General features: G+C 54.4%; 13 protein-coding genes. 8 read left to right on the top strand and 5 right to left on the bottom strand.

Translation table 11 applies throughout. The annotated features are described in order from the left end of the window. Positions 1-97 precede the first annotated feature (97 nt). A complete protein-coding gene (locus AM379_RS14770; protein ID WP_025204641.1) occupies positions 98-916 on the top strand; it encodes a pyridoxal phosphatase in 819 nt (272 codons plus the stop codon). Here the strand turns inward: AM379_RS14770 and modC are convergent, their stop codons facing one another. The 4 genes from modC to AM379_RS14750 all read right to left on the bottom strand — a co-directional run bounded on the left by modC (position 917) and on the right by AM379_RS14750 (position 3,769). Then, complete coding sequence (gene modC / locus AM379_RS14765; RefSeq protein WP_020884945.1) at positions 917-1,975, bottom strand: molybdenum ABC transporter ATP-binding protein ModC; 1,059 nt, start codon at positions 1,973-1,975, stop codon at positions 917-919. Positions 1,976-1,977: 2 nt separating this feature from the next. Continuing rightward, entirely contained in the window at positions 1,978-2,667 is a 690-nt protein-coding gene (gene modB / locus AM379_RS14760; protein WP_106503843.1) for a molybdate ABC transporter permease subunit, read from the bottom strand. After that, positions 2,667-3,440 (bottom strand): molybdate ABC transporter substrate-binding protein, encoded by a 774-nt coding sequence (gene modA, locus AM379_RS14755; protein ID WP_063925289.1) that lies wholly within the window; start codon positions 3,438-3,440, stop codon positions 2,667-2,669. Before modA ends, modB begins: the two co-directional genes overlap by 1 nt. A gap of 179 nt (positions 3,441-3,619) precedes the next feature. Continuing rightward, on the bottom strand, positions 3,620-3,769 hold the full coding sequence (locus AM379_RS14750; RefSeq protein WP_020884948.1) for an AcrZ family multidrug efflux pump-associated protein: 150 nt from the start codon (positions 3,767-3,769) through the stop codon (positions 3,620-3,622). 127 nt (positions 3,770-3,896) lie between these two features. Between AM379_RS14750 and modE the strand changes: the two genes are divergently transcribed. From modE to gpmA, 7 genes are all read left to right on the top strand, one after another. Then, the gene (gene modE, locus AM379_RS14745; protein ID WP_025204643.1) at positions 3,897-4,685 is read left to right on the top strand and encodes a molybdenum-dependent transcriptional regulator; all 789 of its coding nucleotides are present in this window, start codon (positions 3,897-3,899) and stop codon (positions 4,683-4,685) included. A 67-nt stretch (positions 4,686-4,752) separates the two neighbouring features. Beyond that, positions 4,753-6,225, top strand: a complete 1,473-nt coding sequence (modF, locus tag AM379_RS14740) for a molybdate ABC transporter ATP-binding protein ModF (RefSeq protein ID WP_106503842.1) — start codon at positions 4,753-4,755, stop codon at positions 6,223-6,225. A 202-nt stretch (positions 6,226-6,427) separates the two neighbouring features. Beyond that, entirely contained in the window at positions 6,428-7,444 is a 1,017-nt protein-coding gene (gene galE, locus AM379_RS14735; protein WP_020884951.1) for a UDP-glucose 4-epimerase GalE, read from the top strand. Between the two features lie 9 nt (positions 7,445-7,453). Further along, a complete protein-coding gene (gene galT, locus AM379_RS14730) occupies positions 7,454-8,500 on the top strand; it encodes a galactose-1-phosphate uridylyltransferase (protein WP_014169198.1) in 1,047 nt (348 codons plus the stop codon). 3 nt (positions 8,501-8,503) lie between these two features. Further along, positions 8,504-9,652, top strand: coding sequence for a galactokinase (galK, locus tag AM379_RS14725; protein ID WP_025204645.1), 1,149 nt, complete (start codon positions 8,504-8,506; stop codon positions 9,650-9,652). Beyond that, on the top strand, positions 9,646-10,689 hold the full coding sequence (gene galM / locus AM379_RS14720) for a galactose-1-epimerase (protein ID WP_032681402.1): 1,044 nt from the start codon (positions 9,646-9,648) through the stop codon (positions 10,687-10,689). The genes galK and galM overlap by 7 nt, the downstream gene beginning before the upstream one ends. 206 nt (positions 10,690-10,895) lie before the next feature. Further along, the gene (gpmA, locus tag AM379_RS14710) at positions 10,896-11,648 is read left to right on the top strand and encodes a 2,3-diphosphoglycerate-dependent phosphoglycerate mutase (protein WP_020884954.1); all 753 of its coding nucleotides are present in this window, start codon (positions 10,896-10,898) and stop codon (positions 11,646-11,648) included. 61 nt (positions 11,649-11,709) lie between these two features. On the opposite strand, the gene aroG is transcribed toward gpmA, so the two are convergent. Further along, the gene (gene aroG / locus AM379_RS14705; RefSeq protein WP_014169194.1) at positions 11,710-12,762 is read right to left on the bottom strand and encodes a 3-deoxy-7-phosphoheptulonate synthase AroG; all 1,053 of its coding nucleotides are present in this window, start codon (positions 12,760-12,762) and stop codon (positions 11,710-11,712) included. Positions 12,763-12,946: the final 184 nt, after the last annotated feature.

The following is a 12,946-nucleotide window of genomic DNA, read 5'->3' as shown; positions in this document are numbered from 1 at the left end:
CGGTGAATGCTGAATTGTCATCGGGAATTTTGAAGCCTTTGCCTCTCGGTGTACCATCCCTTCAGAACGTAAATTCAATATTAACCCGGAAAAACAAATGACCTCGCGTGTAATAGCTCTGGATTTAGACGGTACCTTACTTACTCCGCAGAAAACCCTTCTCCCCTCTTCCCTTGAAGCACTCAAACGCGCGCAGGAAGTGGGATATCAACTCCTTATCGTAACGGGTCGACATCACGTTGCCATTCATCCTTTTTATCAGGCACTGGCGTTAGATACACCTGCAATTTGTTGTAATGGCACTTATTTGTATGATTATCAGGCAAAAAAGGTTTTAGAATCCGATCCGCTGCCCGTGCCTCAGGCGCTGCAATTGATTGATCTGCTTGATGAGCATGCCATTCACGGCCTGATGTACGTGGATAACGCAATGGTGTATGAACGTCCGACAGGCCACGTGATCCGCACCAGCAACTGGGCATTGTCTCTGCCTGAAGCGCAGCGTCCGGTCTTTACCCAGGTTTCCTCCCTGCGCCAGGCGGCTCAGGATGTCGATGCTATCTGGAAATTTGCGCTGACGGATGAAGATACCACCAAACTGAATGCCTTCGCGACGCACGTTGAACAAACGCTGGGTCTGGAGTGCGAGTGGTCCTGGCACGACCAGGTCGATATCGCCCGCAAAGGCAACAGCAAAGGCAAGCGTCTGACGCAGTTCGTGGAGTCACAGGGCGGGTCAATGCAGGATGTGATTGCCTTTGGCGATAACTACAACGACATCAGCATGCTGGAGGCCGCCGGTACAGGCGTGGCAATGGGCAACGCCGACGATGCGGTAAAAGCGCGTGCTAACGTCGTGATTGGTGATAACACCACCGACAGCATCGCGCAGTATATTTATACCCACCTGCTGTAATCAGGTGGTGATGGAGACGCTCTTGATTTGCGCGTAAAGCCACAGGCCAGGTTTGATTCCTAACTCATCTCTGGCCCACGGACTGATGCGCGCCCAGAGCGTCTTGCTGCCCACCTCGAGCTTTACCTCAACCTGTCCGTTATCATCAAAACACTCCGCCACTTTCGCGCGCAGGATATTGCGAATACTGGTCTGCAGCGGTGCTTGCAGCACCAGAGAGACATCTGAAGCCTGAATGCGTATACGCAACGCAGACTGCAGCGGTTTGTCGATTTTGTTGACCCACAAATGCTGGTCGCCCAGCGCCAGTGCGGTCATCGCATAATGCGGGTGATGTTCCAGCACGCTCACCTTAAGGATGCTGCTCTGCTGCTCCTTCGGTAACCACGGGTGCATCACGCTGCTGCCCCACACCTCTTCCAGATTACCGAATGCCTTAACGCTGCCCTCTTCCAGTACCAGCACTTTATCGGCCAGATGCAGGATCTCATCCAGCGAATGGCTGACGTAGAGCATCGGGATATTGATTTCACGCGCCAGTCGCTGAAGATAGGGCAGCAGTTCACGTTTTCGCGGAATATCCAGCGAGGCCAGCGGTTCGTCGAGCAACAGCAGTTCTGGCGCGGTGAGCAAAGCGCGGCCTATCGCCACGCGCTGTTTTTCACCACCAGAAAGCGATGAAGGGAGCCGGTCCAGCAGTGACTCAATGCCCAGCAGCGCCACCAGCTTATCAAATTGCGCGGCCATGCTTTTGGCCATGCCGTAGCGAAGATTACCGCGCACGCTGTAATGCGGAAATAATCGCGCATCCTGAAAAACATAACCAATTCGCCGCTTATCCGGTGCCAGATAAATTTTGTTCTCAACGTCATTTAAGACGCGATCGTTGAGCACAATCCGTCCGGACTGCGGTCGCGTCAGCCCGCTGATGGCATTGATCAATGAGGTTTTCCCTGCACCTGATACGCCAAAGATGGCGGTAATGCCGCTCGCAGGCAGCGTCTCGTTAAGGGTCAGGGTATGATTTCCCAGCGTCTGGGTGAACTGAAGTTCGAGCATGACTATTTCCCCATCCGCTCGCGACTGAGTCGCGCCAGCCATTCCGAAACCAGCAGCGAGACCAGCGCCAGCACAATTGAGATGATGCACAGCCGCGCCGCGGCACCTTCTCCACCCGGCGTCTGGATCAGGGTGTACATTGCTGACGGGATCGTTCGCGTCTCACCGGGGATATTCGACACAAAGGTAATCGTGGCACCAAACTCACCCAGCGAGCGGGCGAACGCCAGTACCGTGCCGACAATAATGCCCGGCAGCGTAAGCGGGAGCGTGATGGTGAAAAAGACGCGCCAGCGCCCGGCACCCAGCGTGCGGGCAGCCTGTTCCAGTTTGATATCAACCCCTTCCAGCGCCAGGCGAATGGCCCTCACCATCAGCGGGAATGACATCACCGCCGCCGCCAGTACCGCCCCTCGCCAGCTAAACGCAAACGTCAGCTCAAACCAGTCATATAACCATTCGCCAATAAAACCGCGCCGCCCCATCGACACCAGCAGCAGGTAGCCAACCACCACCGGTGGCAACACGAGGGGAAGATGAAGAACGCTATCCAGCAGGGCTTTGCCGGGAAACTTACAGCGAACCAGTAACCAGGCAAAGAAGATCCCAAAGGGCAAACTCAGCGTAACCGCCAGGGAAGAGACTTTCAGGCTCAGCAGGACAGCCTGCCATTCGGGATCGGTCAATATCATTAGTGAGTCGTAAATCCGTAACGTTTAAAGATTGCGGACGCTTCGGGTCCCTTCAGGTATTCGCTGAAGGCCGTCACGGTCGCATTTTTATGTCCATCAACAATCGCAACAGGATATTCCACTTTCTTGTGGGAGTCTTCCGGGAACGTACCAACCACTTTCACCCCTTTACTGGCGACGGCGTCCGACCCGTAGACTATCCCCAACGGCGCTTCATTACGTTCAACCAGCGCCAGAGCACCGCGCACATCTTCAGCCGGAGCCAGTGTGGGCGATAACGTCTCCCAGGCACCCAGTTTTTGCAATGCTTCTTTGGCGTAGATCCCCGCCGGTACATGCTCCGGATCGCCAACGGCCAGGCGTCCTCCGTTCAGCAACCGGGTCCAGGGGGTCTCGTTGTTGATAGTGATTTCGCCTTGCTGACTGGCTTTCGGCGCCACCACGACGAGGCTATTCCCCAGCAATGTTTCGCGGGTTGTCGCATCAATCGATTTCTTTTCAGCCGCGTAATCCATCCACTTCTGGTCTGCAGAAATGAACAGATCGGCCGGCGCTCCCGCTTCAATCTGACGTGCCAGCGTCGATGAAGAAGCAAAAGAGGAGACCACCTCGACGTTCTTCTCTTTTTTATACGCTGTCGCAATATCCTGCATCGCGTTGGTCAACGACGCCGCCGCAAAGACGGTAATTTTACCCTCATCAGCCAGCGCGTGTCCGCTCAGCGAAAGTGTCAGCGTTGCCCCTGCGAAAAGGCGTACCCATGTACGTGCCATTTGTAGCTCCTGTGAGTATCGTTATATACACACTAATATAACGGTAACTCCGGGGAGATCCCAGCGTTAAATCGTACCGCTCAAGGGGTACAGCAAGCTGATGCTTTAAATAATATCGGCGAGAAAGGGAAATACTTGAGAGCAAAACGCCCGGGCAAGCCGGGCGTTTCGGGGGGAAATTAATGCTGCTTTTTAGCCTGGTCTCTGTGACCAATGTTCGAAAATACGTTGAACACTTCACCCAGGCCGTAGATGGCACCGAGGATAACGGCCATCACTACTGGTACCATGATCACGGCGAATACCAGACTTTTCAACAATTCCAACATGGTTTTCTCCAGATATTGTGAATGGCTTATTCTACCCTGAAAAGTGAGAAAAACATCCCCTTTTGTGCGGTGCCCTTTGCGACCTTCGCCATTTGGGTCACAATGCACTTTTTGCCAGGACAGTGTTATGCAGGCCGAAATTCTCCTCACTCTACGACTACAGCAGAAGCTTTTCGCCGATCCGCGACGTATCGCCCTGCTTAAACAAATAGAACAAACCGGTTCAATAAGCCAGGGGGCTAAGAACGCTGGCATTAGCTATAAAAGCGCCTGGGATGCCATCAACGACATGAACACCCTGAGCGAGCAAACGCTGGTTGACCGGGCCACGGGCGGCAAAGGCGGTGGAGGTGCGATCCTGACACGTTACGGCCAGCGCCTGGTTCAGCTGTATGATCTGCTGGCGCAGATCCAGCAAAAAGCGTTTGATGTGCTAAGTGACGACGATAATCTCCCGCTGGACAGCCTGCTGGCTGCCATTTCCCGCTTTTCGCTGCAAACCAGCGCCCGTAACCAGTGGTTTGGTACGGTGATGGCGGGCGATAACGCCCAGGTGCAGCGTCATATTGAGATCCTGCTTGCCGATGGAACAACCCGTCTGAAAGCCGCGATTACCGCACAAAGCGCAGACCGACTGGCGCTGAATGAAGGTAAAGAGGTGCTGGTGTTACTGAAAGCGCCATGGGTGAATATCACTGCCGATGCCGAAAAAGCAAAAGCCGCTGATAACCAGCTACGCGGTGCCATCCGCCACGTTGAACGCGGTGAAGAGCAGTGTGAAGTTCTGATGACCCTGCCGGACGGGCAAGAACTCTGCGCAACCCTTCCCCTCAGCGACGCCGCAGAATTAGAAGAAGGTGCTGTGGTGACCGCATATTTCAACGCAGACCGGGTGATTATTGCCACATTGTGCTGAGCACATTGACAAGCGTGTCGACAGTGAGTATCCCTGACATCTGTTGCTGCAAAAAATGGGATAAGTCATGTCATCATTGCATATTTCGCAAGGCACGTTTCGTCTTAGCGACACCCGAACGCTGACGATTTCTGATTTAACAATACGCGCCGGTGAAAGCTGGGCGTTTGTCGGTACAAACGGAAGCGGGAAATCAGCGCTGGCCCGTGCGCTGAGCGGAGAGCTCGCGCACCTTAAAGGGGAATACCAGTGTAACTTTACGCGCCTGACGCGCCTGTCATTTGAACAGCTGCAAAAGCTGGTGAGCGATGAATGGCAGCGCAATAACACCGATTTACTCAGCCCGGGCGAAGAGGATACGGGCCGCACAACGGCAGACATTATTCAGGATGAGGTCAACAATCCTGCCCGTTGTGCGTATCTGGCAGAACAGTTTGGCATCACCTCCCTGCTGAACCGGCGCTTTAAATACCTCTCGACCGGTGAAACCCGAAAAACGCTGCTGTGTCAGGCGCTGATGAGCGAGCCGGAACTGTTGATTCTGGATGAACCGTTCGACGGTCTCGACGTGCAGTCCCGTGCACAGCTGGCCACCCTGCTCGGCTCGCTTAACCAGCTGGGCTATACGCTGGTACTGGTGCTTAACCGTTTTGATGAAATTCCTGAGTTTATTCAGAACGCCGGCGTGCTCGCTGACTGCAACCTTACCGAAACCGGCGAAAAATCGGCGTTACTTAAGCAGGCGTTAATTGCCCAGCTGGCGCACAGTGAAAACCTGGACGGCATCACGCTGCCGGAACCGGACGCACCTTCTGCCCGCCACGCGTTAGATCCCCACCAGCCGCGCATCGTGCTGCGTGATGGCGTGGTAGCATATGACGATCGACCGATCCTTAATCATCTCAGCTGGACGGTCAACCCGGGTGAACACTGGCAAATTGTTGGCCCCAACGGCGCGGGAAAATCAACGCTGCTGAGCCTGATCACCGGCGATCACCCTCAGGGCTACAGTAACGATCTCACCCTGTTTGGCCGCCGCCGCGGAAGCGGTGAAACGATCTGGGATATTAAAAAGCATATCGGCTATGTCAGTAGCAGCCTGCATCTGGATTACCGGGTCAGCACCACGGTGCGCAATGTGATCCTGTCCGGGTATTTTGATTCCATCGGCATTTATCAGGCGGTCTCGGACAAACAGCATAAGCTGGCCCAGCAGTGGCTGGATATTCTGGGGATGGATAACCGGGTCGCTGACGCGCCGTTTCATAGCCTTTCGTGGGGACAGCAGCGTCTGGCGCTGATCGTTCGCGCGCTGGTGAAACACCCGACCCTTCTGATCCTCGACGAACCGCTACAGGGGCTGGACCCATTAAACCGCCAGCTGATCCGCCGTTTTGTGGATGTCCTGATTAGCGAAGGTGAAACGCAGCTGCTGTTCGTTTCCCATCATGCCGAAGATGCCCCGTCCTGCATTACGCATCGCCTCGAGTTTGTGCCCGACGGTGAACGCTATCAGTACCTGCTGAGCAAAATCGATTAACCCCGGAGGGCTCTGCCCCTCCGTTTTTTCGGATAACCTGCACAAAGACTTCCCTATCCCTTTGATCTACAATGTCGCATTGCCGCCAAAAAACGGATTTTAAAAGCAGTGTAAACGATTCCACTATTTTATCCCATGTCACACTTTTCGCGTCTCTGTTATGCTATGGTTATTACATACCATAAGCCCAATGGAGCGAAATATGCGAGTTCTGGTAACAGGTGGTAGCGGTTACATTGGTAGTCATACCTGCGTGCAGCTGCTGCAAAACGGTCATGATGTCATCATCCTCGACAACCTGTGCAATAGTAAGCGCAGCGTGCTGCCTGTGATTGAACGTCTTGGCGGTAAACAACCGACCTTCGTGGAAGGCGACATCCGCAATGAAGCGTTGATGACCGAGATCCTTCACGACCATGCCATTGAGACGGTGATCCATTTCGCCGGCCTGAAAGCGGTGGGTGAATCCGTCGCGAAACCGCTGGAGTATTACGACAACAACGTCAACGGTACCCTGCGTTTGATCTCCGCCATGCGCGCAGCGAACGTCAAAAACTTTATCTTCAGCTCTTCCGCAACCGTCTACGGCGATCAGCCAAAAATCCCTTACGTTGAAAGCTTCCCGACCGGCACGCCGCAAAGCCCGTATGGCAAAAGCAAACTGATGGTGGAGCAGATCCTCACCGATCTGCAAAAAGCACAGCCTGAATGGAGCATCGCCTTGCTGCGCTACTTCAACCCGGTTGGCGCCCATCCGTCAGGCGATATGGGTGAAGATCCACAGGGCATCCCGAATAACCTGATGCCGTACATCGCCCAGGTGGCCGTTGGCCGCCGTGAGTCTCTGGCTATTTTCGGTAATGATTATCCAACCGAAGACGGTACCGGTGTGCGTGATTATATCCACGTCATGGATCTGGCCGACGGCCACGTGGCAGCAATGCAGCAGCTGGCCGATAAGCCAGGCGTGCATATTTACAACCTCGGCGCCGGGATCGGCAGCAGCGTGCTGGACGTCGTGAATGCCTTCAGTAAGGCCTGCGGTAAGCCTGTGAATTATCACTTCGCACCGCGCCGTGAAGGCGACCTCCCGGCTTACTGGGCCGATGCCTCCAAAGCCGATAAAGAGCTTAACTGGCGTGTCACCCGCACGCTTGATGAAATGGCACAGGATACCTGGCACTGGCAGTCTCGCCATCCACAAGGTTATCCGGACTAAGGATCCGTCATGACTTCGTTCAATCCCGTCGATCATCCGCATCGTCGTTTTAACCCGCTAAGCGGGCAATGGATTTTGGTTTCTCCGCATCGCGCCAAGCGCCCCTGGCAGGGGGCGCAAGAGACGCCTGCAAAACAGACGCTTCCGCAGCACGACCCGGACTGCTTCCTGTGTCCGGGCAACACGCGTGTGACGGGCGATAAAAACCCGGACTACAAAGGCACCTTCGTTTTCACCAACGATTTTGCCGCCCTGATGACCGACACGCCCGACGCGCCGGATAGCCAGGACCCGCTGATGCGCTGTGAAAGCGCGCGCGGCACCAGCCGTGTTATCTGTTTCTCGCCCGACCACAGCAAAACGCTGCCGGAGCTGAGTGTTGACGCGCTGAAAGAGGTCGTCAGCACCTGGCAGACGCAAACTGCTGAACTGGGCCAGACCTACCCGTGGGTACAAGTGTTCGAAAACAAAGGCGCGGCAATGGGCTGCTCTAACCCGCACCCGCACGGTCAGATCTGGGCCAACAGTTTCCTGCCAAACGAAGCCGAGCGTGAAGACCGTCTGCAAAAAGCCTATTTCGCGGAAAATGGATCGCCGATGCTGGTGGATTACACCCGTCGTGAACTGGCCGATGGCAGCCGAACGGTGGTGGAAACCGAGCATTGGCTGGCCGTCGTACCTTACTGGGCAGCATGGCCATTTGAGACGCTGCTTCTGCCAAAAGCACAGGTTCTGCGCATCACCGATCTGAGCGACGCCCAGCGCGATGACCTCGCCCTGGCACTGAAGAAACTGACCAGCCGTTATGACAACCTGTTCCAGTGCTCCTTCCCGTACTCAATGGGCTGGCATGGCGCTCCGTTTAACGGTGAAGAGAATCAACACTGGCAGTTGCATGCCCATTTCTATCCGCCGCTGCTGCGCTCTGCGACGGTACGTAAATTCATGGTGGGCTATGAAATGCTGGCAGAAACCCAGCGTGACCTGACGGCAGAACAGGCTGCAGAACGCCTGCGGGCTGTGAGTGACGTCCATTATCGCGAATCAGGAGTCTAAAAAATGAGTCTGAAAGATAAAACACAATCCCTGTTTGCTGAGAAATTTGGCTACCCTGCCACCCATGTCATTCAGGCGCCTGGCCGCGTGAACCTGATTGGTGAACATACCGACTATAACGATGGTTTCGTTCTGCCGTGCGCCATTGATTACCAGACGGTCATTAGCTGCGCTAAGCGCGATGACCGCAAAGTCCGCGTTATTGCAGCGGATTACAACAATGAGACGGATGAGTTTTCCCTCGATGCACCCATCGTTACCCACGACAGCCAGCAATGGTCTAACTACGTGCGCGGCGTGGTAAAACACCTGCAGAAACGTAATAAAAACGTGGGCGGCGCTGATCTGGTCATCAGCGGAAACGTGCCTCAGGGCGCCGGGTTAAGCTCGTCCGCGTCGCTGGAAGTCGCCGTGGGTACCGTCTTCCAGCAGCTTTATCATCTGCCACTGGACGGGGCACAAATCGCCCTGAATGGTCAGGAAGCGGAAAACCAGTTTGTGGGCTGTAACTGCGGCATCATGGACCAGCTGATCTCTGCGCTGGGTAAAAAAGAGCATGCCTTGCTTATCGACTGCCGCTCTCTGGGTACCAAAGCCGTTCCCTTGCCAAAAGGCGCAGCTGTGGTAATTATTAACAGCAACTTTAAACGCACGCTGGTGGGCAGCGAGTACAACACCCGCCGCGAGCAGTGTGAGACCGGCGCACGTTTCTTCCAGCAACCTGCACTGCGTGACGTTTCGCTCAACGAATTCAATAAAGTGGCGCACGAACTGGATCCGGTAGTGGCGAAACGCGTTCGTCATGTGCTGACGGAAAATGCCCGTACCGTTGAAGCGGCGTCCGCGCTGGCGAAAGGTGACCTGAAACGTATGGGTGAACTGATGGCAGAATCTCACGCCTCCATGCGCGATGATTTTGAAATCACCGTTCCGCAAATCGATACCCTGGTGGACATCGTCAAAGCCACGATTGGCGATAAAGGCGGCGTGCGTATGACCGGCGGCGGCTTCGGTGGCTGCATTGTTGCCCTGATGCCGGAAGAGCTCGTCCCTGCCGTCCAGCAGGCGGTGGAAAAACAGTACGAAGCGAAAACAGGTATTAAAGAAACTTTCTACGTGTGTAAAGCATCACAAGGAGCAGGACAGTGCTAAACGAAACGCCAACCCTTGCCCCGGATGGCCTGCCGTATCGCCTGTTAACCCTGCGCAACAGCGCAGGAATGGTGGTTACGTTAATGGACTGGGGTGCCACTTTGCTATCCGCTCGCGTACCAATGCCTGATGGCAGCGTACGTGAAACCCTGCTTGGCTGCGCGTCGCCTGAGCAGTATGTCAATCAGTCCGCCTATCTTGGCGCGTCTGTCGGCCGTTATGCTAACCGCATCGCGAAAAGCGCTTTCGAACTTGATGGCGAGCGTTACTCGTTGCTTTCCAGTCAGGGCGAAAATCAGTTACACGGTGGACCTGAAGGGTTCGATAAGCGCCGCTGGAAAATCGTTCAGCAAAACGACCGCGAAGTGCTGTTCTCACTTGACTCGCGTGACGGTGACCAGGGATTCCCCGGTAACCTCACCGCGTTCGCGCATTTCACGCTGGCTGACGATAACCGTATCGCCATTGAATATCGCGCGAAAGTTGATAAGCCGTGCCCGGTCAATCTGACCAACCACGCTTATTTCAACCTGGACGGCAACCAGTGCGACGTGCGTAATCACACGCTCCAGATCCTGGCCGATGCCTATCTGCCGGTGGATGAAATGGGGATCCCGTTTCAGGGACTCAAGGCCGTCAGCGGTACCAGCTTTGATTTCCGCAGCGGAAAAACCATCGCGCAGGATTTCCTGAGCGATGACGATCAGCGCAAGGTAAAAGGCTATGACCACGCGTTCCTGCTGCAGGCGAAAGGCGATGTGACTCAGCCTGCCGCACAGGTCTGGTCTGCGGATGAAAAACTGCAGATGACGGTCTACACCACGGCCCCTGCCCTGCAATTCTATTCAGGCAACTACCTTGGCGGTACCACGGCACGCGAACATGAAGAGTACAGCGACTGGCAAGGTCTGGCGCTGGAAAGCGAGTTCCTGCCGGACAGCCCGAACCATCCAGAATGGCCACAGCCGGACTGTGTGCTGCGCCCGGGTGAAGAGTACGTTAGCGTGACAGAATATCATTTCATCCCGCATTCATAATTCCCAGCCCTCCTGGCGGAGGGCTTTTTCTCTCCGTCTTGCTGAAAATAGCGCCGATCGCAGACAAAATCATAACCCTGGATTCACAAGCATCTTACACTCAGAGACTATTTTCGCTATGGTTAGGGTTAAGCGTTGCTGCTGGCACTGTCACGGCAATATAATGAGAATTGTTATCATTCAATAAAGCTTATGAGGAGTACGATATGGCTGTAACTAAGCTGGTCCTGGTGCGTCATGGCGAAAGCCAGTGGAACAACGAAAACCGCTTTACCGGTTGGTACGACGTTGATCTGTCAGAAAAAGGCGTAAGCGAAGCAAAAGCAGCAGGTAAACTGCTGAAGGCTGAAGGCTTCAGCTTTGATTTTGCTTACACCTCTGTGCTGAAACGTGCCATCCATACACTGTGGAACGTTCTGGACGAACTGGATCAGGCCTGGCTGCCGGTTGAGAAATCCTGGAAACTGAACGAGCGTCACTACGGTGCGCTGCAGGGTCTGAACAAAGCGGAAACCGCTGAAAAATACGGTGACGAGCAGGTTAAACAGTGGCGTCGCGGCTTCGCGGTAACCCCACCAGAGCTGACCAAAGATGACGAGCGCTACCCGGGCCACGACCCGCGTTACGCGAAACTGACGGATGCTGAGCTGCCAACGACCGAGAGCCTGGCGCTGACCATCGACCGCGTTGTGCCTTACTGGAACGAAACCATTCTGCCACGCCTGAAAAGCGGCGAGCGCGTGATCATCGCAGCTCACGGTAACTCCCTGCGCGCGCTGGTGAAATACCTGGACAACATGGGTGAAGACGAGATCCTCGAACTGAACATCCCAACTGGCGTTCCGCTGGTGTATGAGTTCGACGAAAACTTCAAACCAATCAAACATTACTATCTGGGCAACGCTGATGAGATCGCTGCAAAAGCCGCGGCTGTAGCGAACCAGGGTAAAGCGAAATAATTTTCGCTGGACATAAAAAAAGCGTGGAGCAATCCACGCTTTTTTATTTGGCTCCTGAAACTCAGCCGCGACGCGCTTTTACCGCATTCGCCAGCTGACGCAGAAGCGCATCCGTATCGTCCCAGCCGATGCAGGCGTCCGTGACGCTCTTACCGTAGACCAGCGGCTCGCTGCCTTCCAGATTCTGGTTACCTTCCACCAGATGGCTTTCGATCATCACGCCAATAATCGCGTTCTCACCGCCGGCAATCTGCTGACAAACATCGGCGCCGACTTCCATCTGCTTTTTAAACTGCTTGCTGGAGTTGGCATGGCTGAAGTCGATCATCACCTGTTGTGGCAGACCCGCTTTTTCCAGCCCGACCTTCACGTCTGCGACATGTTTTGCGCTGTAGTTCGGCTCTTTACCGCCACGCAGAATAATATGACAGTCACCGTTACCGCTGGTATTCACAATGGCGGAGTGACCCCATTTGGTGACGGACAGGAAGCAGTGCGGTGCCCCAGCGGCATTGATGGCGTCAATTGCCACCTTAATGGTGCCATCGGTACCGTTTTTAAAACCAACCGGACACGAGAGACCTGACGCCAGTTCGCGGTGAACCTGAGATTCTGTAGTACGCGCACCGATTGCGCCCCAGCTCATCAGATCCGCCAGATATTGCGGCGTAATCATGTCGAGGAACTCACCGGCAGCCGGCAAACCGCTGTCGTTGATCTCCAGCAGCAGTTTGCGCGCAATACGCAGACCGTCGTTGATCTGGAAACTGTTATCCATATGCGGGTCGTTAATGAGCCCTTTCCAGCCAACGGTCGTACGCGGCTTTTCAAAGTAAACACGCATGACAATTTCCAGCTCGCCTTGCAGTTCTTCGCGAAGCTGGAGCAATCTTGCTGCGTACTCTTTGGCCGCAGCAGGATCGTGAATTGAGCAAGGGCCAATCACCACCAGAAGACGATCGTCATTACCTTTCAGGATCTTATGGATCGCTTTACGAGCATGAGACACCGTGTTTGCGGCATTTTCAGTGGCGGGGAATTTCTCAAGGAGTGCTACAGGAGGTAATAACTCATTGATCTCTTTAATACGTAAATCGTCGTTCTGATAATTCATTTTCTTTCCAGCTCTGCCATATCTTTAGTAATGAAAGCAATCCTTTCAATCTAACTTGCCGACCAGAAAGTGTAAACACGGTTTTACACTTCACGCAGATAATTCCTGGAATTCACCTAAAAATCGCCACAAAATAGCGAAAAACGAGATCTAACCTAAGCTTTTTAACTGTAACAACCACTTT

Origin of the sequence: Enterobacter cloacae complex sp. FDA-CDC-AR_0132 (assembly GCF_003010695.1) — a bacterium.
Classification (GTDB): Bacteria; Pseudomonadota; Gammaproteobacteria; order Enterobacterales; family Enterobacteriaceae; genus Enterobacter; species Enterobacter ludwigii.
Note: the sequence above shows the minus strand (reverse complement) of the source record. Positions and strands in the feature narration are given on the sequence as shown.

Excerpts from the sequence above, each read along its gene's own strand:
- galK (WP_025204645.1), top strand. The coding sequence starts at position 8,504 with ATGAGTCTGAAAGATAAAACACAATCCCTGTTTGCTGAGAAATTTGGC.
- aroG (WP_014169194.1), bottom strand. The coding sequence starts at position 12,762 with ATGAATTATCAGAACGACGATTTACGTATTAAAGAGATCAATGAGTTA.
- AM379_RS14770 (WP_025204641.1), top strand. The coding sequence starts at position 98 with ATGACCTCGCGTGTAATAGCTCTGGATTTAGACGGTACCTTACTTACT.
- modF (WP_106503842.1), top strand. The coding sequence starts at position 4,753 with ATGTCATCATTGCATATTTCGCAAGGCACGTTTCGTCTTAGCGACACC.
- modC (WP_020884945.1), bottom strand. The coding sequence starts at position 1,975 with ATGCTCGAACTTCAGTTCACCCAGACGCTGGGAAATCATACCCTGACC.
- gpmA (WP_020884954.1), top strand. The coding sequence starts at position 10,896 with ATGGCTGTAACTAAGCTGGTCCTGGTGCGTCATGGCGAAAGCCAGTGG.
- modA (WP_063925289.1), bottom strand. The coding sequence starts at position 3,440 with ATGGCACGTACATGGGTACGCCTTTTCGCAGGGGCAACGCTGACACTT.
- galT (WP_014169198.1), top strand. The coding sequence starts at position 7,454 with ATGACTTCGTTCAATCCCGTCGATCATCCGCATCGTCGTTTTAACCCG.
- modB (WP_106503843.1), bottom strand. The coding sequence starts at position 2,667 with ATGATATTGACCGATCCCGAATGGCAGGCTGTCCTGCTGAGCCTGAAA.
- AM379_RS14750 (WP_020884948.1), bottom strand. The coding sequence starts at position 3,769 with ATGTTGGAATTGTTGAAAAGTCTGGTATTCGCCGTGATCATGGTACCA.
- modE (WP_025204643.1), top strand. The coding sequence starts at position 3,897 with ATGCAGGCCGAAATTCTCCTCACTCTACGACTACAGCAGAAGCTTTTC.
- galE (WP_020884951.1), top strand. The coding sequence starts at position 6,428 with ATGCGAGTTCTGGTAACAGGTGGTAGCGGTTACATTGGTAGTCATACC.